Origin of the sequence: Pseudomonas shahriarae (assembly GCF_014268455.2) — a bacterium.
Taxonomy (GTDB): Bacteria; Pseudomonadota; Gammaproteobacteria; order Pseudomonadales; family Pseudomonadaceae; genus Aquipseudomonas; species Aquipseudomonas shahriarae.
This window is the reverse complement of the sequence record NZ_CP077085.1, coordinates 3,969,508-3,991,665: the sequence shown is the minus strand read 5'-3', so window position 1 is coordinate 3,991,665 and position 22,158 is coordinate 3,969,508. Positions and strand designations below refer to the sequence as shown.

The 22,158-nt window shown below is 62.7% G+C and carries 17 protein-coding genes; 13 read left to right on the top strand and 4 right to left on the bottom strand.

Annotated features, from left to right (window positions below):
• Positions 1-1,113, bottom strand: a complete 1,113-nt coding sequence (locus HU773_RS17630) for an efflux RND transporter periplasmic adaptor subunit (RefSeq protein ID WP_057959066.1) — start codon at positions 1,111-1,113, stop codon at positions 1-3.
• Positions 1,114-1,442: 329 nt separating this feature from the next.
• Between HU773_RS17630 and HU773_RS17625 the strand changes: the two genes are divergently transcribed.
• The 3 genes from HU773_RS17625 (at position 1,443) to HU773_RS17615 (ending at position 4,373) form a co-directional block, all read left to right on the top strand.
• Positions 1,443-2,318, top strand: coding sequence for a pirin family protein (locus tag HU773_RS17625; RefSeq protein WP_115128575.1), 876 nt, complete (start codon positions 1,443-1,445; stop codon positions 2,316-2,318).
• Positions 2,319-2,388: 70 nt separating this feature from the next.
• On the top strand, positions 2,389-3,831 hold the full coding sequence (locus tag HU773_RS17620) for a mechanosensitive ion channel family protein (RefSeq protein WP_057959068.1): 1,443 nt from the start codon (positions 2,389-2,391) through the stop codon (positions 3,829-3,831).
• A 104-nt stretch (positions 3,832-3,935) separates the two neighbouring features.
• On the top strand, positions 3,936-4,373 hold the full coding sequence (locus HU773_RS17615) for a carboxymuconolactone decarboxylase family protein (protein ID WP_186625992.1): 438 nt from the start codon (positions 3,936-3,938) through the stop codon (positions 4,371-4,373).
• Between the two features lie 174 nt (positions 4,374-4,547).
• Here HU773_RS17615 and HU773_RS17610 read toward each other — a convergent pair whose 3' ends face one another.
• Complete coding sequence (locus tag HU773_RS17610) at positions 4,548-6,710, bottom strand: TonB-dependent siderophore receptor (protein WP_186625993.1); 2,163 nt, start codon at positions 6,708-6,710, stop codon at positions 4,548-4,550.
• A 192-nt stretch (positions 6,711-6,902) separates the two neighbouring features.
• On the opposite strand from HU773_RS17610, the gene HU773_RS17605 reads away from it, so the two are divergent.
• Positions 6,903-7,682, top strand: a complete 780-nt coding sequence (locus HU773_RS17605) for an acetoin reductase (RefSeq protein WP_057438489.1) — start codon at positions 6,903-6,905, stop codon at positions 7,680-7,682.
• A gap of 129 nt (positions 7,683-7,811) precedes the next feature.
• Here HU773_RS17605 and HU773_RS17600 read toward each other — a convergent pair whose 3' ends face one another.
• Positions 7,812-9,674 (bottom strand): sigma-54-dependent Fis family transcriptional regulator, encoded by a 1,863-nt coding sequence (locus HU773_RS17600; protein ID WP_186625994.1) that lies wholly within the window; start codon positions 9,672-9,674, stop codon positions 7,812-7,814.
• Between the two features lie 309 nt (positions 9,675-9,983).
• Here HU773_RS17600 and HU773_RS17595 point away from each other — a divergent pair, with 309 nt between their 5' ends.
• The 3 genes from HU773_RS17595 to HU773_RS17585 are packed head-to-tail and all read left to right on the top strand — an operon-like array spanning position 9,984 to position 13,107.
• Complete coding sequence (locus tag HU773_RS17595) at positions 9,984-10,964, top strand: thiamine pyrophosphate-dependent dehydrogenase E1 component subunit alpha (protein WP_057445001.1); 981 nt, start codon at positions 9,984-9,986, stop codon at positions 10,962-10,964.
• Between the two features lie 23 nt (positions 10,965-10,987).
• Positions 10,988-12,007: an alpha-ketoacid dehydrogenase subunit beta gene (locus HU773_RS17590; protein WP_057438491.1), complete on the top strand. Its 1,020-nt coding sequence runs from the start codon at positions 10,988-10,990 to the stop codon at positions 12,005-12,007.
• Positions 12,004-13,107, top strand: a complete 1,104-nt coding sequence (locus HU773_RS17585; protein ID WP_057438492.1) for an acetoin dehydrogenase dihydrolipoyllysine-residue acetyltransferase subunit — start codon at positions 12,004-12,006, stop codon at positions 13,105-13,107. Before HU773_RS17590 ends, HU773_RS17585 begins: the two co-directional genes overlap by 4 nt.
• 114 nt (positions 13,108-13,221) lie before the next feature.
• Here HU773_RS17585 and HU773_RS17580 read toward each other — a convergent pair whose 3' ends face one another.
• A complete protein-coding gene (locus HU773_RS17580) occupies positions 13,222-14,118 on the bottom strand; it encodes a helix-turn-helix domain-containing protein (RefSeq protein ID WP_057438493.1) in 897 nt (298 codons plus the stop codon).
• Between the two features lie 138 nt (positions 14,119-14,256).
• Here HU773_RS17580 and HU773_RS17575 point away from each other — a divergent pair, with 138 nt between their 5' ends.
• The 6 genes from HU773_RS17575 to HU773_RS17550 all read left to right on the top strand — a co-directional run bounded on the left by HU773_RS17575 (position 14,257) and on the right by HU773_RS17550 (position 22,097).
• Positions 14,257-15,615 (top strand): glutamine synthetase family protein, encoded by a 1,359-nt coding sequence (locus tag HU773_RS17575; RefSeq protein ID WP_115129415.1) that lies wholly within the window; start codon positions 14,257-14,259, stop codon positions 15,613-15,615.
• A gap of 32 nt (positions 15,616-15,647) precedes the next feature.
• A complete protein-coding gene (locus HU773_RS17570) occupies positions 15,648-16,736 on the top strand; it encodes a polyamine ABC transporter substrate-binding protein (RefSeq protein ID WP_186625995.1) in 1,089 nt (362 codons plus the stop codon).
• Positions 16,733-18,028 carry an NAD(P)/FAD-dependent oxidoreductase gene (locus tag HU773_RS17565; protein WP_186625996.1) on the top strand — a complete coding sequence of 432 codons (1,296 nt, stop codon included), beginning with the start codon at positions 16,733-16,735 and terminating at the stop codon, positions 18,026-18,028. The genes HU773_RS17570 and HU773_RS17565 overlap by 4 nt, the downstream gene beginning before the upstream one ends.
• An 86-nt stretch (positions 18,029-18,114) precedes the next feature.
• Positions 18,115-19,470 (top strand): MATE family efflux transporter, encoded by a 1,356-nt coding sequence (locus tag HU773_RS17560; RefSeq protein WP_115128567.1) that lies wholly within the window; start codon positions 18,115-18,117, stop codon positions 19,468-19,470.
• 51 nt (positions 19,471-19,521) lie between these two features.
• The gene (locus HU773_RS17555; RefSeq protein ID WP_186625997.1) at positions 19,522-21,234 is read left to right on the top strand and encodes a caspase family protein; all 1,713 of its coding nucleotides are present in this window, start codon (positions 19,522-19,524) and stop codon (positions 21,232-21,234) included.
• Positions 21,231-22,097, top strand: coding sequence for a lipase family protein (locus HU773_RS17550; RefSeq protein ID WP_057959077.1), 867 nt, complete (start codon positions 21,231-21,233; stop codon positions 22,095-22,097). The genes HU773_RS17555 and HU773_RS17550 overlap by 4 nt, the downstream gene beginning before the upstream one ends.
• Positions 22,098-22,158 lie beyond the last annotated feature (61 nt).

The window sequence follows — 22,158 nt, the reverse complement described above, 5'->3', positions numbered from 1 at the left end:
TCAAGGTTCCTGGCGGCGGTTGAAGGGCTGTGCCTGGGCGGGCAGCACGCGCACGCTGTCACCCTGATGCAGCAGGTGCGCGCCGAGGGCGACCACCCGTTGGCCGGGGCTGACGCCGCTGGAAAGCAGGGCTTCTTCCTGGCCCAGGCTGGCCACCGTGACCGCAGCGAAGCTGACTTTGTCATCCGCGCCAATCAGCCAGACCCCGCTGCCGTTGCCGGTATCCTGCAAGGCGCCAATCGGCACGCGGGTGTGTGGCGGTTGGTCGTTGCCTTGCAGGCGCAGGGTGATGGTGGAACCGAGGGCGACACGCTCGACCGTGCCGTGCAGCACATAGCGCGCGCGGTAGGTGCGGGTGACGGGATCGGCGCTGGCCGAGAGTTCACGCAATGTCGCGGTGACCGCCTGGTCCGGCGCACCGAACGGCAAGGCCAGGGCTTTTTGCGAGGCGCGGTCACGCTGGTTTTCCGGCAGGTGGATGATGGCTTCCCGCGCACCGTCGTGGGCCAGGCGCGCGACGATCTGCCCTTCGGCCACCACCTGCCCGCGCTCCACCCGCACATCGGTGATCACCCCGTCGCCATCGGCCCGCAGCACCGAGTAGGTGCGACGGTTTTCAATCTGGCTGGCGTCCGACTGGGCGGCGGCGAGTTCAGCTTCGGCGACCCGCAGGTTAGTCGCGGACTGGTCGAAAATCTGCCGTGACACCGCGCCGGTGCTGGCCAGGCGTTGGTAGCGATTGGCATCATCACGGCGCTGACGCAGTTGCGCCTGGGCGGCATTGACGCGGTTTTTTGCCGAGCGCAGTGCCAGCTCGAAGTCACCGATATCCAGGACCAGCAGGATGTCGCCCCGGGAAACGTGCTGGCCGGGATCGACTTTGCGTTCGATCACTTTGCCACTGACTCGAAAACCCAGGTCGCTTTCGGTGCGTGCCGCCACCACCCCGGTATAGGCATTCTGCTGGCTGGCAGCGGCTTCGACGTTGGCCGCCAGCACCGGGCGCGGTGGGGCGGTGTTGGCGGTGGGGTCGGCCTGGCTGTTGCAACCGCTGAGCAGGATCAACAGCGCCAGGGGCGAAAAAAGGCGGTGAAGAGGAGGGCGTGGGCTCATTTCAGGCTCCTGGTGGCGTTGGCGTAGTAAAAATTACGAACGTAATATTTAGCCAAATATTACGACCAAAATATAATTTAATCCACCCTTTGCTTTTGATCGGGTTGTCACACGTTGTCCAGGTTGTTCGGGCGTAGATGATTAAGGTGCCTGCTTTGCGTTTTGCGGGTGGCCGGTGGTCTCAACGCCCACGCCAATGAAACCGGATGGGCTATGACTGCGAAGCGCCGCGGTTAAGTCGTCCCATCCATGGAACGATGCGAGCCAAATCCGCTGTCTAGTGCCTTATTGGTATTGGATTTAAGGTGGATGCACTTTGGAGGTCCATCATGAAAAACATCATTGGTATCTACACCAGCCCACGCGGCCATTGGGTCGGCGACGGTTTTCCGGTTCGTACGCTGTTTTCCTACGACACCATGGGCAAGCACATCAGCCCATTCCTGCTGCTGGACCACGCCGGCCCGGCGGATTTCACCCCCACCACGCAGCGACGTGGCGTGGGCCAGCATCCCCATCGCGGCTTTGAAACCGTGACCATCGTCTACGACGGCGAAGTCGAGCACCGCGATTCCACGGGTGCCGGCGGCACCATCGGCCCGGGCGATGTGCAGTGGATGACTGCGGCCAAAGGGATCCTGCATGAAGAGTTTCATTCCGAAGCCTTCGCCAAACGGGGCGGCGCCTTGGAAATGGTGCAACTATGGGTCAACCTGCCGGCCAAGGACAAAATGAGCGAAGCCGGCTACCAGACCATTCTCGACGGCGATATTCCGTCGTTGCCCCTGGCCAACGGTGCCGGCAGCCTGCGCCTGATTGCCGGTGAGTTCGCTGGCCGCACCGGGCCGGCACGCACCTTCACGCCGATTGACGTGTGGGACCTGCGCCTCAAGGGCGGCAAGGCCGTGACCCTGGACCTGCATGCCGGGCGCAATACCGCGCTGGTGGTGCTCAAAGGCACCGTGCAAGTCAACGGCCAGGAACTGGCACGCGAAGGGCAACTGGTGCTGTTTGAGCGCGAGGGCGATCAGCTCAGCCTGGAGTCCAACGCCGACGCCATGGTGCTGCTGCTCAGTGGTGAACCCATCGACGAGCCCATCGTCGGTCACGGTCCGTTTGTGATGAACACTGAGCAAGAGATTCACCAGGCCTTCGCCGACTTCCAGTCCGGCCAGTTCGGCCAAATGCACGGCGCCTCCCGCTGATTGGCGGCGCCCTATACCCGCCAACTGCATTTCATGCGATCTTCAGGGCATTCGCCCTGGAGTCGCCTGGATGCTGTCTTTTCTCTCCGATCACCCGATGCTGTGCGCCCTGGCGCTGATCCTTATCGATATCGTCGTCTGGCGTCTGTTTTCGGCCAGCCCCGGCAACTGGAAGCTGATTGCGCGGCTGGGGATTTTCGCGGTGTTCAGCGCCGTGCTGTTCAACGACGGCATGAACCCCATGCAACTGGCGCCGTACGCCGACAACACCCCGCTGCACCTGGCTGCCACGGCCTTGCAGATCGCCTGGTGGTTGTTTGCCGCGCGCACCCTGACGGTGTTGCTCGGCGCGCTGATGATGCAGCGGGTCGGCCACACCGGGCGGTTGCTGCAAGACCTGATGGGCGCGGTGATTTTCCTGATCGCGATCATCGCGGCCATGGCCTACGTGCTCGACCTGCCGGTCAAGGGCGTACTGGCCACCTCCGGCGCGGTGGCGATCATCGTCGGCCTGGCGCTGCAAAGCACCTTGAGCGACGTGTTCTCCGGAATCGTGCTCAACACCACCAAGCCCTACCAACTGGATGACTGGATCTCCATCGACGGCACCGAAGGCCGGGTGACGGATATCGACTGGCGCGCCACGCGCCTGCAAACCTCCCAGGGCAGCATGGCGGTGATCCCCAATTCACTGGCGGCCAAGGCCAAGATCATCAATTTCTCACGCCCGGCGGATATGTTCGGCCTGGCGGTGAGCCTGCAAGTCAGCCCCCATGCGCGTCCGCAAACAGTATTGGAAGCCCTGGAACGGGCCATGCAAGGTTGCCGGCAATTGCTGGCCAAGCCGGCGCCGAGCGTGGCCTTCAAAACCTCTACCGGTGGTGGCGTGGAGTATGAAATCAGCGGCTTCGTGCCGGCCATGGCCCTCAAGCGCGAGGTGCGCAACCAGCTTTATGACCTGGCCTACCGGCACTTGCAGGCGGCCGGTGTGAGCCTGTTGTCGAGCGCCGAAAGCCCGACCTCGCCGGCCACTACACCCGCACGGGCACTGCTGGAAAGCTCGAGTATCTTCTCGACCCTGCGCCAAGAAGAGAAGGAAACCTTCAGCCAGAACATGACCCTGCACACCTTCCGCGCCGGTGAGATGATCCTGCCGAGGGGGGAGGTCAGCGATCACCTGTTTATCATCGAGTCCGGGGTGGTTTCGGTGATGCTGGTCAAGGCCGGGCACGCGTTCGAAGCCGGGCGCATGGGGCCAGGAGAAGTGATTGGCGAAGCCGGGATTCTGGGGGCGCAAAGCGTGCCGGCGGACTTTGTGGCCAAGACCTACTGCACCCTCTACCGCATCGAAAAGGAATACCTCAAGCCGTGCCTGGATGCGCGCCACGATATCAGTGAAGCCATGCAGAACCTCCTGGATTTCCGCCTGCACACCGCCCAGCACCTGACCCAGGACGCACCGATCGTGCCGGTGAAAAAGGGCTTTTTACAGTGGCTGCGCCGCCGGGCCTGAAGCGCCTGGCATTGGCTACCTGTTCTTCGTCAGGATTGGCTATTTGTGCGAGGCAGTGGGGTGATTAAGCTGGGCGCCAATTCCTACTGTCCTGGAGTAACACCATGTCTGCTCGCATTGATTTCTACACCGCGTCCCCCGATGCGATGAAAGCCATGCTTGCCCTGGAAGCCGCCGTCGGCAAACTGTCGATTGAACTGCCGCTGCTGGAGCTGGTGCGCCTGCGCGTCTCCCAGATCAACGGCTGCGCCTTCTGCCTGGATATGCACACTGCCGATGCCCGCAAGGGCGGCGAGACCGAGCGCCGCTTGTGCACCCTGTCGGCCTGGCGCGAAACGCCGTTCTTCACCCCGCGCGAACGCGCCGCCCTGGCCTGGGCCGAAAGCCTGACGCTGATCAGCCAGACCCACGCCTCGGACGAAGACTATTCGTTGCTCAATGCCGAGTTCAGCGCCGCCGAACAGGTCGACTTGAGCGTGGCCATTGCCACCATCAACAGCTGGAACCGCCTGGCGGTGGGCTTTCGCAAGATGCCTAAGTAACGACATTCAAGGGTAGGCGCTGGCCAATGCAGGAGCTGGCTTGTGTGGGAGCTGGCTTGCCTGCGATGGCATCACCTCGGTATTGCTGATTCACCGAGGCGCCTGCATCGCAGGCAAGCCAGCTCCCACACAAGCCAGCTCCCACATAAGTCAGGTTTCACATTGGGGCGGGGGTCAGAAGTTGATGGAAGCACTCAGGCGTGCTGTCAATGGCGCACCCTGGAACAGGTAGTCATCGCCCATGTATTCGCCCGCATCACGCCAGTAGCGTTTGTCGAACAGGTTGTCGACGCTCAGGCGGAACACCGTTTCATAGCCGTCGACCTTGGTGGTGTAGCGGCTGCCGATGTTGACCAGCGCATAATCCCCCACTTCCACATTGCCGGTACGGTTGGCGTTCTTGCTGGCGCTGTATTGCACGCCGCCGAGTACCGCCAGGCCGTTGACCCATGGCAGGGCGTAGTCGGCGTATACACTGGCGCGCAGCTTGGGCACGTTGATCGTCTGGTGGCCTTCGTATTGCGGCGTGCCGCTGCCGCTCACCCGGGCGCGAATCGCCGCCACGCTGGTCGCAATCTGCAGACGCTCGGTGGCCCAGCCATTGGCTGACAGCTCCAGGCCGGTGTTTTTCTGCTGGCCCTGCTGCACGTAGGTGAAGTCTCCGGCGTTGTCGGGCTTGGCGTACTGGTAGGCCTGGCGTGTCTGGAACACCGCGGCGGCGAAGCTGATGCGGCGCCAGTCGTATTTCACCCCGGCTTCGATCTGCCGGGAGACGGTCGGCGCGAGGATTTCCCCATCATTGCTCGCATACCACGGTGCCTCACCGCCCAGTGACAGGCCCTTGCTGTAGCTGGTGTACAACGAGATGTTTTCCACTGGCTTGTAGATCAGCGCAGCGTTGGGCAGGAACTCGTACTGCTGGGTGTGACGCTCCTGCACGCCATGTTGATCGAAGGATTTTTCATCCAGGCGCACTTCGCGGCCACCGAGCACGGTTTGCCATTGCTCGTTGAAGCTGATGCGGTCGGTGACGAACAGCCCGTACTGGCGGCTGTCGAGACGCCGGTGACTGTCGTTCAGGGGCTTGTCGGTGGGCGGGAAGGTTTCCGGGTCCTGATTGATATTGCCGCTGCCGACGTATTCATTGACCGACTTGCGCTTGTCGATCACCCGGCGGAAGGCGCTGGTGCCGAAGGTCAGTTCATGGCTCAGGCCGGCCGTGCTGAACAGGCCGGTCATGGCCGCCTGGATTTCATCATTGCGCCGGGTGTCGTCAGGGCTGCGGTAGTCAGCGATGTCGTAGTTGCCTTCCGGGCTGAAGTAGTTCGGCACTTTGACGCCGGCGCAACTGGGGGAGCCGTAGCAACCCCAGGCAAACGAACTGTAGTCATCAATCACCACCTTGCTGCGGGCCGCGCTGACGCTGCCTTTCCACTGGTCACTGAAGCGGTACTCGAACTTGCCGTTGAGGTTCAGCGAGTCGATCCCCACCTGCTTGGAGCCGCTCTGGTGGCCGAGCAGTTTTTTCGGCGAGGCGTCATGGGGCACTTCGGTACCGCCGAGCAACTGGTAGCCGGGCACCGAGCGCTGTTGTTTGTCCTGGTATTCGGCATCCAGTTGCAGCACGGCGTCGGGGCTGATGTTCCAGTCGAAGGCCAGGGACACAAAGTCCCGCTGGCCATTGGCATGTTCGACATAGGAATTGAGGTCTTCATGGGCGACGTTGGCGCGCAAGCCAAATTGCTGCTCGCTGCCAAACCAGCCGCCGACATCGGTGGCGATATAGCCGCTGCCGCGATCATCGGTGGACACCGTGACCGAGCGCACGTCTTCCGGGCGTTTGGTCACGTAGTTGATCACGCCGCTGGGCTCGGAAATCCCGCTTTGCAGGCCCGCCAGGCCCTTGAGCAACTCCACCCGCTGCTTGTTTTCCAGGGCTACGTTCTGCTCGCCGGTGATGGTGCGCCCGTTGATCTTGTAGCTGCTGGCGGCATTCAGGGAAAAACCCCGGACCACGAAATTTTCGTAATAGCCAATCGGCGCGTAGCTTTCGCCCACCGAGGCGTCGTTGCGCAGCACTTCACTGAGCAGGCGTGCCTGCTGGTCCTTGATCAGCGCGGCGTTGATCACGGTGATCGAGGCCGGGGTGTCGAGCAGCGGTGCTTCATTGAAGCCGCCGACCGACGCGCTTTGCGCACGATAACCGGACTCATCCTGGCCCTGGATGTTCAGCGCCGGCAGTTCCAGCTCAGCCGCCAGGCTGTTGCCGATGCCGCCGCTGAGCAGCAGGCCGAGGGCCAAATGTGAGGTGACGACGGGGCGAAAACGCAAAACCATGGGGGCAAGGCCTTAAAGCGCGGGGCGGGGGCGCATAAGCTAGGCATAAGTGCGCGTCTTTACAAGTACTCGCCTCAGCCCGGCTACTTGAGACGTTGCGTCTCAAGCCCTGCGCCAATTCATCCGGGCCTCGACAGCGTGACCCCGCACCTGCGATAGACAAGGCTTCGCTTATCGTTGCAGGAGATCATCATGGGTATCGCTGGAAAAGTTGCACTGGTGACCGGCGCCGGGCAGGGCATTGGCCGGGCCATCGCCCTGCGCCTGGCGCGGGACGGGGCGGATATCGCCCTGGTCGATATCAATAGCGCCAAGCTCGAAGCCGTGGCGGCCGAGGTCGTGGCACTCGGGCGCAAGGCCTCGGTGTTTACCGCCGACGTGTCCAAGCGCGAGCAGGTGGTCGCGGCGGTCGAGCATGCGCACCAGACCCTGGGTGGCTTTGACATCATCGTCAATAACGCCGGGGTGGCGCAGATTGATTCGCTGCTGGACGTGACCCCGGAACAGGTCGAACGCACTCTGGGTATCAACGTACAGGGCGTGTTGTGGGGCATCCAGGCGGCGGGCAATAAGTTCAAGGCGCTCAAACAGAAGGGCAAGATCATCAATGCCTGCTCGATTGCCGGGCACGAAGGCTTTGCACTGCTGGGGGTGTACTCGGCGACCAAGTTTGCCGTGCGTGCCCTGACCCAGGCAGCGGCCAAGGAACTGGCAAGCGCCGGGGTGACGGTGAATGCCTATTGCCCAGGCGTGGTGGGCACCGATATGTGGGTCGAAATCGACAAGCGCATGGCCGAGATTACCGGCGCGCAAGTGGGGGCAACGTATAAGAAGTACGTGGATGGCATTGCCCTGGGCCGTGCAGAAACACCGGAGGATGTGGCGGGCCTGGTGGCCTACCTGGCCGGCCCGGATTCGGACTACATGACCGGCCAGGCGCCGCTGATCGACGGTGGCCTCGTCTACCGCTAAACCCCAGACTCGACTCGGTAAAAATGTGGGAGCGGGCTTGCTCGCGAAAGCGGTGTGTCAGGTAGCTTACGTGTTACTGATACACCGCTTTCGCGAGCAAGCCCGCTCCCACATTTGGACTGCATTGTGTCAGGGGTGTTTACCCGGCATATCAATGCCCAACTGCTTGACCCGGCGATACAGGGTCGCGCGGGAAATCCCCAGCGCCTGCGCCGCCGGCAATGGCTTCCAGCGATGGCGTACCAAAGCATCCAGCAGCACCTGCCGCTCCGGGCTCATACTTTGCTCGACCTCGACCTCCAGCCGTTCACCACGCACCTCCAGCGGCAAGTCCGCCAACTGGATCGTGCCGCCGTCACACACCGCACAGGCATACGCCAGCACATGGCGCAGTTGCCGCACATTACCCGGCCAGGCATAGCCCAGCAGCCGCTCCAGCGCGGCCTGGCCGATGCCGACCGTGACCCCGCTGCTGCGCGCTTCCTGCTCCAGCAGCCGGTTGATCAAGGCCAGTTTGTCGGTGCGCTCGCGCAGGGGCGGCAGGGTGACGCGGGCGCAGCCCAGGCGAAAGTACAGATCTTCACGGAAACGCCCCTCACTGACCAGGCTCGCCAGGTCACGGTGGCTGGCGCAGATCACCTGAATATCCACCGCGCGGGTTTTCGCCGCACCCAGCGGCGCCACTTCACCTTCGGCCATCACCCGCAGCAAGCGGGTCTGCAGGGCCAGGGGCATATCGCCGATTTCATCGAGGAACAGCGTGCCGCCATGGGCCTGCTGCAACAGCCCGGTCATGCCCTTGCTGGACGCGCCGGTAAAGGCCCCGGCGACGTAGCCGAACAGCTCGCTTTCGATCAGGTTTTCCGGGATCGCCGCACAGTTCACCGCCACGAATGGTGCGTCGCGGCGTGCGCTGCGGGCGTGCAGTTGGCGGGCAAAGACTTCCTTGCCAGCCCCGGTTTCACCCTGCACCAGCACCGGCAGGTTGCGGTCCTTGACGCGCACCGCCAGGCGCAGGTGTTCTTCCACCCGGTGGTCGACCTGGGGGTTGGGCGTCACCCGCGCCGGTTGGCGTTGCGGCGTGTTGAGTCGCACATGGAGTATCCCGGCTTCGCCGCGCCACTGCAGTTGCTGGACCGATTGATCGGTCACCGCGCGTAGGGCATCGAGGTCGAACACCTCGCCGATATGCACCGGCACCTGGCCAAAACGCCGGCGCAGTGCCTGGCGTGCCTTGCTGTTCAAGGCTTGCAGGCGTCCGTCCTGGTCCCAGGCCAGCAGCAGGTCGGGTTGGCTGTCGACATAACCCGGGGTGCTGTGGGCCTGCAGTACCCAGTGCCGCGCAGCGCTGTGCATGAAGAAGGCGTTTTCGATGGCCTGGGCGCTCTGCGCCACCATCTGCCGCACCAGGTGCTGGCTGCGGCGGTCATCCGGGGATTGCAGCGCCGAGGCGTCCATCACCCCCAGCAGGTTGCCCTGGGGGTCGAAGATCGGTGCGGCGGAGCAGGTCAGGTTGATAAAGGCGGCGCGGAAGTGATCGCGCTTGTGCACCGTCACCGCCGCCTGGCTGGTCAGCACCGTGGCCACGCCGCAGGTGCCTTCTTCGGCTTCCGACCAGCAGGTACCCAGGTACAGGCCGGCCTTGCGACAGTCGCTGCGGATGGCCGCGTCTACCCGGTGGTCGATGGTCTGGCCCTGGGCATCGGTGAGCATCACGCAGTAGTCGGCGTGGCGCACGCGGTGGTGCAACTGGCTGACTTGCTCGCTGGCAATGCGCATGAACAGTTCGGCACGTTCGCGGCATTCCTTGAGCAGCGGCTCGGTGAGGATCCGTGGCCCCTGCAGCGAGCCGGGATCGAGGTGGTGCTGCTCCATGGAGCGGCGCCATGAATCGAAAATCAGCGACGGCACCGGCGCCTGGGGCAGGCGCTCGGCATTGCGGACCACACGACTGACGCAGTCGACGTGCTCTCTGGAGTTCGCGGCGAGCATAAGGCCTCCGGTTCTCGATCTTTGTTGTTATGCCCGCCATTAAGCGCCCAGGGGCGCAGGGGGACAAGGGCGGCCTGACCAACTGCCCGCCTTGAGACGCAGCGTCTCATCCTGCCTGAGACGCAACCTGCACGCTGCAATGCGCCGTCTCATTGTGCGGTGGCATGCCGCACCGGCACAACCGCACGGCACTGCTCTGGGTCAACGCTTTGCCAGGTTTTAGCGGGCCTTGGCACAGGCTGTGCTGAACAGGTTGCAGCTGGCCACAGCCAGCCTTTTGTGTGTCGAGACAACCTGGAGAACAACAAGATGTCCACTCACCTGTCCACCGATCAACTGCTGCATGCCTACACCGTGATGCGCACCATCCGTGATTTCGAAGAACGCCTGCATGTGGAATTCGCCACCGGCGAGATCCCCGGGTTCGTGCACCTGTATGCCGGCCAGGAGGCCTGCGCCGCCGGGGTCATGGCCCACCTCAACGATGAAGATTGCATCGCCTCCAACCACCGTGGCCACGGCCATTGCATCGCCAAGGGCGTGGATGTGTTCGGCATGATGGCCGAGATCTACGGCAAGAAAACCGGGGTATGCGGTGGCAAGGGGGGCTCCATGCACATTGCCGACCAGGAGAAGGGCATGCTCGGCGCCAACGGCATTGTTGGCGCCGGTGCGCCGCTGGCGGCCGGTGCGGCCCTGGCGTCCAAGCTCAAGGGCAGCCAGGGCGTGGCCGTGGCGTTTTTTGGCGACGGCGGTTCCAACGAGGGCGCGGTGTTCGAGGCGATGAACCTGGCCGCGATCATGAAACTGCCGTGCCTGTTCGTCGCCGAAAACAATGGTTATGCCGAAGCCACCGGTTCCGGCTGGTCGGTGGCGTGCAAGGACATTGCCGAGCGCGCCGTGGGTTTTGGCATGCCGGGGGTGATTGTCGATGGCAATGATTTCTTTGCCGTCCACGCAGCGCTGGGCGTGGCGGTGGCGCGGGCGCGCCAGGGCGAGGGGCCGACCCTGGTCGAGGTCAAGCTGCACCGCTTCTACGGCCACTTTGAGGGCGATGCGCAAACCTATCGCGGCCGCGATGAAGTGAAAAACCTGCGCGAAACCCAGGATTGCCTGGCGCTGTTTCGCCAGCGCTGCAGTGCCGAAGGCTGGTTGCAGGCGGCGCAGTTCGAGCGCATCGACGCCGAAGTCGCGCAGTTGATCGACGACGCCGTGCGCCTGGCCAAGTCCGATCCCAAGCCCCAGGCCGCCGACCTGCTCAGCGATGTCTACGTCGCCTACCGCTCATAACAACAAGACCCGGAGAGAATTTCATGGCTCGTAAAATCAGTTATCAGCAGGCAATCAACGAAGCCCTGGCCCAGGAAATGCGCCGCGACCAGAGCGTCTTTATCATCGGCCAGGATGTGTCCGGCGGCACCGGGGCCCCTGGCGAGCAGGATGCCTGGGGCGGCGTGCTGGGCGTCACCAAGGGCCTGTACCCGGAGTTCCCTGACCGCGTGCTGGATGCGCCGCTGTCCGAAGTCGGTTACGTGGGCATGGCCGTCGGCGCCGCCACCCGGGGCATGCGCCCGGTGTGCGAGTTGATGTTCGTCGACTTTATTGGCTGCTGCCTCGACCAGTTGCTCAACCAGGCCGCCAAGTTTCGCTACATGTTCGGTGGCAAGACCACCACGCCCCTGGTGGTGCGCGCCATGTACGGCGCCGGCCTGCGCGCTGCGGCCCAGCATTCGCAGATGCTCACCTCGATGTGGACGCACATCCCCGGCCTGAAGGTGGTGTGCCCGGCCACGCCCTATGACGCCAAGGGCATGCTGATCCAGGCGATCCGCGACAACGACCCGGTGATTTTCCTTGAGCACAAGATGCTCTATAGCCTGCAAGGCGAAGTACCGGAGGAGCTGTATACCGTGCCCTTTGGCGAGGCCAACTTTGTGCGCGAAGGCAACGACGTGACCCTGGTGACCTACGGGCGCATGGTGCATGTGGCCCTGGAAGCTGCGGCCAACCTGGCGCGCCAGGGTATCGACTGCGAAGTGCTGGACCTGCGCACCACCAGCCCGCTGGATGAAGACAGCATCCTTGAAAGCGTGGAAAAAACCGGGCGCCTGGTGGTGATCGACGAGTCCAACCCACGCTGCTCGATTGCCACGGATATCAGCGCCCTGGTGGCCCAGCGTGGGTTTTCCTTCCTGCGTGCGCCGATTGAGATGGTCACCGCGCCGCATACGCCGGTGCCGTTTTCCGATGCCCTGGAGGACCTGTACATCCCCGACGCGGCGAAGATCGAGGCCGCGGTGCGCAAGATCGCTGACAAGAGGACTGCGGCATGATCCATACCTTGACCATGCCCAAGTGGGGGCTGTCGATGACTGAAGGCCGGGTCGATGTCTGGCTCAAGCAGCCGGGCGACCGGGTAGAGAAGGGCGAGGAAGTGCTCGACGTGGAGACCGACAAGATCTCCAGCAGTGTCGAGGCGCCGTTCAGTGGGGTGTTACGCCGAGTGCTGGCGCAGAGCGATGAGACCTTACCGGTGGGTGCATTACTGGGGATTGTGGTGGAGGGTGAAGCCACCGAGGCAGAAATCGACGGCGTGATCGACAGCTTCAATGCCGGCTTTGTCTCCAGCAGCGCCGAGGCGCAGGCGTCGGGGCCGAGTGCGCAGAAAGTCGAGCTGGGCGGGCGCCTGCTGCGCTACCTCGACCTTGGCGAGGGCGGCCTACCGCTGGTGCTGATCCACGGGTTTGGCGGCGACTTGAACAACTGGCTGTTCAACCATCCGGCCCTGGCCGCCGAGCGCCGAGTGATCGCCCTCGACTTGCCGGGGCATGGCGAGTCGGGCAAGCACTTGCACAGTGGCGATGCTGAGGAATTGAGCCAGGCGGTGCTGGCCTTGCTCGATCACCTCAAGCTCGACCGGGTGCACCTGGCCGGGCACTCCATGGGCGGATTGGTTTCGCTGACGGTGGCGCGTCAGGCACCGCAGCGGGTCGCCTCCCTGGTATTGATCGCCAGCGCCGGCCTGGGGGCGGATATCAACGGTGATTACCTGCAGGGATTCACCGAGGCCAATAACCGCAACGCGCTCAAGCCGCAGCTGGTGCAACTGTTCAGCGACCCGGCGCTGGTCACGCGGCAGATGCTGGAGGACATGCTCAAGTTCAAGCGCCTGGAGGGGGTTGATCAGGCGTTGCGTCAACTCAATGCCAAGCTGTTCGACGGCGGGCGACAGATGCTTGACCTGCGTTCGGTGGTGGGGCAGCAGCCGAGCCTGGTGATCTGGGGCAGTGACGACGCCATTATCCCGGTACGGCATGCCCAGGGGTTGCAGGCCCAGGTGGAGGTCTTGCCGGGGCAGGGACATATGGTGCAGTTGGAGGCGGCGGAGCAAGTGAATAAGTTGCTGAGTCTCTTCCTCAAATCTCAAGCCTGATAGCAATCAAATGTGGGAGCGGGCTTGCTCGCGAATACGGTGGGTCAGTCAGACATTCATTGCCTGACACACCGCTTTCGCGAGCAAGCCCGCTCCCACAGGGTTGACCGTGTATCAACCATGACGCTTGAGGGTTTCGCTGGGCAGTTCTTTGAACAACGCGCGGTAGCTATTGGAAAACCGCCCCAGATGCCAGAACGACCAATTCATCGCCACCTCGGCCACCGTGGTCTCGGTTGAGCTCAACAACTCGCGCCGTGCGCCGTTCAACCGGCGCAGGCGCAACCACTGCGCCGGGCTCATCCCGGTGTAGGTCTTGAAGCCCTGTTGCAACTGGCGCAACGGCACGCCGGCAATCTGCGCCAGTTGCAGCAGGTTGACGGTCTCATCCGGCGCATCCGCCGCCCACGCGCCGATGCGCGCCATCAGCCGGCGTTCTTCACTGCGGCGCTGCAATGAGTAGCGATCCAGGCACACGCAGGCGTTGTCGAGGATAAACAGGCAATCGTCGAGCAGTTGCCGGGTGAGGGCGTCGCGGCTGATCGGGTCGATCTCACTGGACAAGCGCGTCAGGGTGCCACTGAGCCAGCGGCTGAACAGCGCGTTCTGTTGGCAGGTCAACGGCGCCATGAACAGGCCTTCGAGCCTGGCCACATCCAGGCCATGGCGTTGCACGAACTGCGGGCCGAACACCACGGCCACTTCCCGGTAGTTTTCCGGGGTGATCCAGGTGTTGCGGCTTTCGCCATTGAGCACGTACAGCGCGTTGTCGCTGCCGTCGAAACAGAACGCCAGGGCGCCTGGCGGCGCGTTGAAGTGCTGCTCGACGCGGGTGTTCATGCACTCTTCGTACACCTGCACTCCCTGCAGGTCGAGGTAGCGGATCTGCCCGGCAAAATGTCCCGGGGACATCTGCTGGTACTGCTGTACCCAACCGGGTGTCGCACTGCATTGGGCGGCCACATCACCGGTGGTGAAGGCCTGTACGCGCAAAGCTGTTGCCTGTGTCATGGGTGATCCGTGCGCACTCTATTGGTGCGTTGTGGGTCGTGCAAAGTGGATAGATGCCTGGGTAAGGCTGGCCCAAGATAGACCTCAATGCGCCGGGAGTACAAGTCGGCGCAGCACCCAACCCATGCCGAGGTCTTTATGAATGCCCCTTTCGATCAGCTGTCCACCTGGCTGAAAGAACACAAGATTACCGAAGTCGAATGCGTGATCAGCGACCTGACGGGCATTGCCCGCGGCAAGATTGCGCCCACCAACAAGTTCCTGCATGAGCGCGGCATGCGCCTGCCGGAAAGTGTGTTGCTGCAAACGGTAACCGGGGATTTTGTCGACGACGATATCTACTACGACCTGCTGGACCCGGCCGATATCGACATGATCTGCCGCCCGGTGGCCAACGCCACCTACGTGGTGCCGTGGGCCATCGAGCCCACCGCCATTGTGATCCACGACACCTTCGACAAGCAGGGCAACCCCATTGAGTTGTCGCCGCGCAATGTGTTGAAAAAAGTCCTGCAGCTGTATACCGACCAGGGCTGGCAGCCGATTGTCGCGCCGGAAATGGAGTTTTACCTGACCCAGCGCTGCGAAGACCCGGACCTGCCGCTGAAAACCCCGGTGGGCCGGTCCGGGCGTGCCGAGACCGGGCGCCAGTCGTTTTCCATCGACGCGGCCAACGAGTTCGACCCGTTGTTTGAAGATGTCTATGACTGGTGCGAAGCCCAGGGCCTGGACCTCGACACGCTGATCCATGAAGACGGCCCGGCACAGATGGAAATCAACTTCCGCCACGGCGACGCCCTCGACCTGGCCGACCAGATCACCGTATTCAAGCGCACCCTGCGTGAAGCGGCGCTCAAGCACAATGTGGCCGCGACCTTTATGGCCAAGCCGGTGGCCGACGAGCCGGGCAGCGCCATGCACCTGCACCAGAGCGTGGTGGAGATCGCCACCGGCAAGCCGGTATTTGTCGACGCCGACGGGCAGATGAGCCCGCTGTTCTTGCAGCACATTGGCGGCTTGCAGAAATACATCCCGATGCTGCTGCCGATGTTTGCGCCCAACGTCAACTCGTTCCGCCGCTTCCTGCCCGACACCTCGGCCCCGGTCAACGTGGAGTGGGGCGAAGAAAACCGCACCGTCGGCCTGCGCGTGCCGACCTCCAGCCCCGAGGCAATGCGCGTCGAAAACCGCCTGCCGGGGGCCGATGCCAACCCCTACCTGGCCATCGCCGCCAGCCTGTTGTGCGGCTACCTGGGGATGATCGAGAAGATCGAACCGAGCGCCCCGGTGGAAGGCCGCGCCTATGAGCGGCGCAACCTGCGCCTGCCGATCACCATCGAAGATGCCCTGGCGCGCATGGAGGCCTGCGACACGGTCAAGCAGTACCTGGGGGACAAGTTCGTGCGCGGGTATGTCGCGGTGAAACGCGCAGAGCATGAGAATTTCAAGCGGGTGATCAGCTCCTGGGAGCGTGAGTTCCTGTTGCTGAGTGTCTGACTCCACCATCAACCATAAAAAAAGGTGTCGATATGCGTCTCGTCAAACAGCTCCTCCCACTGGCCCTCGCCGCAGTGTTCAGCAGCGCCAGCCATGCCGCGCCGACGGTCAGTGTCTACAACTGGACTGATTACATCGGCGAGACCACCCTGGCCGACTTCCAGGCCAAGACGGGAATCAAGGTGGTCTACGACGTGTTCGACTCCAATGAAACCCTGGAGGGCAAGCTGCTGGCGGGGCGTACCGGGTATGACGTGGTGGTACCGTCCAATCACTTCCTGGGGCGCCAGGTAAAGGCCGGGGCGTTCCTTGAATTGGACCGCGCGCAACTGCCCAACTACCCGAACCTGGACCCCAAGTTGCTCAAGCTGCTGGAGCAGAACGACCCTGGCAATGCCCATGCGGTGCCCTACCTGTGGGGCACCAATGGCATCGGCTATAACGTCGACAAGGTCAAGCAAGTGCTGGGCATCGACCACATTGATTCGTGGGCGGTGATGTTCGAGCCCGAGAACCTGAAGAAACTGCAGCAATGCGGGGTGGCGTTCCTCGATTCGGCAGATGAAGCATTCCCGGCGATCCTCAACTATATGGGCATGGACCCGCGCAGCGAGACGGCCGGCGATTATGCCAAGGCCGAGGCCAAGCTGCTGACCCTGCGCCCGTACATCACCTATTTCCATTCCTCCAAATACATCTCGGACCTGGCCAACGGCGATATCTGCGTGGCCTTCGGTTACTCCGGCGATGTGTTCCAGGCCGCCAACCGCGCCAAGGAAGCCAAGAATGGCGTGAACATCGCCTATGCAATTCCCAAGGAGGGCAGCAACCTGTGGTTCGACTTGCTGGCGATTCCCGCAGACGCCACCAACCCGAAACAGGCCCACGCGTTTATCAACGACCTGCTGGACCCCGAAGTCATCGCCAAGATCAGCACCTATGTCGGCTACGCCAACCCCAACCTGGCGGCGAAGACTTTCATGGCGCCGGAACTGGTGAATAACCCCGAGGTGTACCCGCCCCAGGACGTGCTCGACAAACTGTACATTTCCACCACCCCCAGCCCGGCCATCATGCGTGTGATGACCCGGGCCTGGAGCAAAGTGAAGTCCAACCGATGAATCAGTCCCAAGACCATGCCCGTTCCTATTACCTGGCGTCGGCCAATGCCATGCCCCAGCGCGCGGCGCTGGCCGAGGACCTGAGCGCCGATGTGTGTGTGATCGGCGGCGGCTTTACCGGCGTCAACACCGCGATTGAACTGGCCCAGCGCGGCCTGTCGGTGATCCTCCTGGAAGCCCGGCGCATCGGCTGGGGCGCCAGCGGGCGCAATGGCGGGCAGTTGATCCGGGGGATCGGCCATGACGTCTCGGGTTTTGCCCGGCATGTGGGCGAGGAGGGCGTGCGTTACCTGCAACGGGCCGGGATCGACTCGGTAGCGTTGGTCGGTGAGCGCATCCGGGAGCATGGGATCGACTGCGACCTGCGCTGGGGCTTTTGCGAGTTGGCCAATACACCGGCGCAATTTGCTGCGTTCAAGGGGGAGCAGGAAAGCCTCGCGGCCCTGGGTTACCTGCCTGAAACCCGCCTGGTGGCGGCGCAGGATATGGCGCAGGTGGTCGGCTCTCAACTGTACGCCGGGGGCCTGGTGGACATGGGCTCGGGCCACTTGCATCCGCTGAACCTGGTGTTGGGCGAGGCCTGTGTGGCCGAGGCGCTGGGTGTGCGGATTTTCGAGCACAGCGCGGTGCTGCAATTGATCCATGGCGACACCGTGCAGGTGCGCTGCGCCGGCGGCAGCGTGCGGGCTGGTAGCCTGGTGTTGGCGTGCAATGCGCACCTCGACGAACTGGAGCCGCGCCTGAGCGGCAAGGTGCTGCCGGCCGGCAGCTATATCATCGCCACCGAACCGTTACCGGCTGCGCTCGCCGGCGAGCTGATCCCGCAGAACCTGGCGCTGTGCGACCAGAAAGTCGGCCTGGATTACTACCGGCTTTCCGCCGACCGTCGGCTGTTGTTCGGTGGCGCCTGTCATTATTCGGGACGTGACCCGGTCGATATCGCCGCGTACATGCGGCCGAAGATGCTCAAGGTATTCCCGCAACTGGCCAACACCGCCATCGACTTCCAATGGGGCGGCAAGATCGGGATTACCGCCAATCGCTTTCCCCAGGTCGGGCGGTTGCAGCAGTACCCCAACGTGTTTTACGCCCAGGGCTATTCCGGGCATGGGCTTAACGTCACGCACTGGTGCGCACGGCTGCTGGCCGAGGGGATCCACGCAGGTGTCAGCCAGGGTCTGGACACCTTCAGCCGGGTGCCGCACATGACCTTTCCCGGCGGCAAGGCTTTACGCTCGCCGTTACTGGCGCTGGGCATGGTGTGGTACCGGCTTCGGGAAATGCTGGGATAGGTGGGTAGCGGTTTAAAACACTGCATGATCGGATCCAATACGCTATAACCCCTCGGTCGCTGTGTCATTCCGAGGCCCCGCTTTTCATGCAGAACCCTTTGCAACGCCCGTTGTGGCAGGTGTACCTGTTCTTTCTTGCGCCGATGGTGCTGTCCAACTTCCTCCAGAGTTTTTCCGGCACCCTCAATGGCATTTATGTCGGGCAGATGCTCGGCACCCAGGCGCTGGCGGCGGTGTCGGGGATGTTTCCCATCGTGTTCTTTTTTATCGCCCTGGTGATTGGCCTGGGGGCGGGCGCCTCGGTGCTGATCGGCCAGGCCTGGGGCGCGGGGGAAACCGCACTGGTCAAGGTCATCACCGGCGCGACCCTGACCCTGGGGGCGTTGATCGGAGTTCTCGCCGCCGTGCTCGGCAGCCTGTTCGCCCGCCCGGCCATGCACGCGCTGGGCACGCCGCTGGATGTGCTGGACGACGCCGTCGGCTATGCCCAGGTGATGATGCTGATCATGCCGTTGCTGCTGGTGTTCATCCTCTACACCCAATTGCTGCGAGGCGTGAGCGATACGGTGTCGCCGTTGCTGGCGCTGATGGTTTCAACGGTGGTCGGCCTGGTGCTGACCCCGGCCCTGATCCGCGGCTGGCTGGGGCTGGCGCCCATGGGCATCCAGAGCGCGGCCTATGCCGGCCTGGTGGCCAACGCCGTGGCCATGCTGTTTCTGGTGCTGCGCCTGCGCCATAAAAACCATGTGATGGCGCCGGACCGCGCATTACTGGCGGCCTTGCGCCTGGACCGGGCGATCCTCGGCAAAGTCCTGCGCATCGGCCTGCCCACCGGCTTGCAGATGGTGGTGCTGTCGTTGTCGGAGCTGGTGATCCTGGCGCTGGTCAACGGCCACGGCTCCCAGGCCACGGCGGCGTATGGCGCGGTGACGCAGATCGTCAACTATGTGCAGTTCCCGGCGCTGTCGATCGCCATCACCGCCTCGATCCTCGGCGCCCAGGCCATTGGCGCCGGGCGCCTGGAACGCATCGGGCCGATCCTGCGCACCGGGCTTGCGATCAACCTGTGCCTGACCGGAGGCCTGATCGTGCTGGGCTACGCCTTGTCCCACTGGCTACTGGGCCTGTTCATCACCGATGATCAGGCGCGGGTCCAGGCCGAACACCTGCTGCACATCATGCTCTGGAGCATTCTGGTGTTCGGCTTCCAGGCAGTGATTGGCGGCATCATGCGCGCCAGTGGCGTGGTGCTGATGCCGGTGGCGATCTCGATCTTCTGCGTGCTGGGCGTGGAACTGCCGGTGGCGTACCTGCTCAATGCACGCTTTGGCCTGGAAGGGGTGTGGATGGCGTTTCCGGTGACTTACCTGGTGATGCTGGGGTTGCAGACGGCGTATTACCGGTTGGTGTGGCGGCATAAGCAGATTAAGCGGTTGGTGTGAGTTGAGGCTGCGAGGGGCTGGATGGCATAGTGTCATCATGGAGAGAGACCTATGAAAAAAGCATTAATCGCAATCGGCGTCGACCGCGCCGGCCATTTCCCTGCACTGCGTGGCGCGGCCTCTGGGGCTGAGCAGGTGGGGGAATGGGGTAGGGAGCAAGGTTTCGAGACCACTGTTTTTTCCGATGCTGACGGCAAGGTCGTGGGGCCTGAGGAGATATTCGAGGCGATCAGTAAGATCGTGGAGAGCAGGACGTACTCTCAACTGGTGGTGTTCTTTTCCGGCCATGGTGTATTGAGAGCCCCGGATTGTGAGTTGTGGCTATTGTCCGAGGTGGGCAGGAATCCCAACCATGCCATCAACGTCAATGGCTCGATCAGCCTGGCGCGTCAGTGTGGTATCGAACACGTTGTGATCATTTCGGATGCATGCCGGTCGCTGGCGGGAACCCTTCAGGTGAGCATGGTCGACGGCTACCGGATATTTCCTGCTTATCGCTCTAACAACACGCCCCCGGAAGTGGATGTGTTTTATGCAGCGTTGCCTGGTGACCCCGCGCTGGAGGTACCGGCGGATGATGCCAATGAGCGTCACTGTGGGCTGTTGACCGAATGCATGCTCACTGCTTTGCGCGGCGACGTTCAAACGGTTATCGAAACTGTGATGACCGAGGGCGGTGCGCCGCAGCAAGTGGTTGCTTCGCGTCCACTCAAACAGCATCTGGCACACGCCATTCCCCAAGCAGCGCAAAGAGTTTCCATCGCTCTTTCCCAACGGCCGGAGTCGCGGGTGGAGTCGGCGTTGCCCAAGTTTCTGGCCACGATTGAGCATGGTGCCGGGGGGGCTGCAGCAGAGGGACCTCACTCACCACCCGACTTGACTGAACCTGCCGCTGCGCGGGGAAGCCTGGAGTGGCGTCAGGAGCATTTGATGCGTCCCAGATGGGGCAAGCCTCTTCCCAAGCGGGTATTGAATACCGAGATGCGGCGCCTTGTGGCAGCCATGGATAACCGTGAGACGGGTATGCAGACAGGGTTCCACGTGATTGGCGGCGAGATCGCTCTGATTTGCGAGATTGGGCAGGACCAGAAGACATGGCGCGGGATCGATGGGCCGAGCATTGAGATCCGTGGCGAGGCGGCGCGCACGTTGTACCTGCGCTTTAAGAACGGTACGAGCACTTTGGTGGCCGCCATGCCCGGTTTTGTTGGCACATTGATTGTTGAGGGCGGCCGCATCGTCACGATCAACTACACCCCGTCGGCCATGCGAGACCCCCATAACGACTATGAATATCTGGGAGAGGAACTGGAGATGCGTCGCGCCTATGTGGCCGTAGCCGCGCGCCAGGGCAGCTTTCGTTTGCCCCAGGCAACGCTGGCTTGGGACTCTGCCCGATATCTGCGCCTGCTCAAACGCATGGACCCGACCTTGGGCATTTATGCGGCCTATGCCTACCACCAGGCGGGAGATTTGAACGGCATCAGGAGTATTTACCGCTTTATGCAGGCCGACCGTCAGCTGATTCCTTTTGATGTGGCCATGCTCGCCATGGCGGGCGGCCGGAGGGAGCAGGTTATCTTGGACTACCTGCCCGGCGTGCCAATGCTGTCGCAGGGGTGGTCATTGCTGGGGGAGATGAAGCAATTGATGCCCTCTTTCCTCCTGGAGGCCGGACGCCATCTTGAACCTTCACTGTGGACGACCTTTTCCAAGAAGGGCTCGGCGATACTGGAACGACATTTTTCGGGGTATTTTCTGTGAAGCTGGTATTTATCCACGGGCGTGACCAACAGGGAAGCACCCGGGAAACCCTGGAAAAATTGTGGCTGGACTCGCTGTATATCGGCTGGGGGGAGGCAGGTCTTCCACGCCCCGAAGGGCTGTCTGTGACGATGGCGTTTTACGCCGATGAACTGGATGAACTGACGCGCGCCCTCAGCACCCCGCTGGCGCGTGGGGTGCGCCTGCGGGGCGATGAACAGGCGCAGGATGATTTTCGTGGCAGATTTTTGCAGGACATCGCGACCGCCAATGGCATGACCGACGCGCAGATCCAGGCGTTTCTCGATGAGCACAGCACCGAGAAGGGCCTTGGCAGTTCACCCTGGGTCCAGGCGCTGTTACGTGCAGTGGATCAGCGTACCGCCCTGGGTGAAGCCGCTCTTGATCGGTTCACGCGCGATGTCTATCTCTATCTGACTTACCCCGCCGTGTCGGATCGCATTACCGCCATCGTAAAGGCTGCCATTGCAGATGAGCCTTGTGTGGTGGTGGCACACTCCTTGGGGTCGATTGTTGCGTACCGGGCATTGCAGGAGCTTGGGCGTCGCGCCAATGTGCTGGGGTTGGTGACGGTGGGCTCGCCCCTGGGCCTGAACACCGTGCGCGAAATGCTCACCCCCCCTGCATTGTCGATGCCTGCGGGTGTGCAGCAGTGGTTCAATGCCTATGATCCGGGCGATGCGGTGGCGTTGTATCCACTGGACTCTACCCGCTGGAACATCACACCCGGTATCGAGAACTTCAAGGGCGTGAGTAACCATATGGCCAATCGGCATGGTATTGCGGGCTACCTTGATGATGTAACCGTCGCAACGTGGATGCATCAACGGTTAGTTAAGTGAGCGCAATGTCAACGTTCGTGAAAATCAAAGGTGGGAGCTGTCGAGCCCCTGCGAGGCTGCG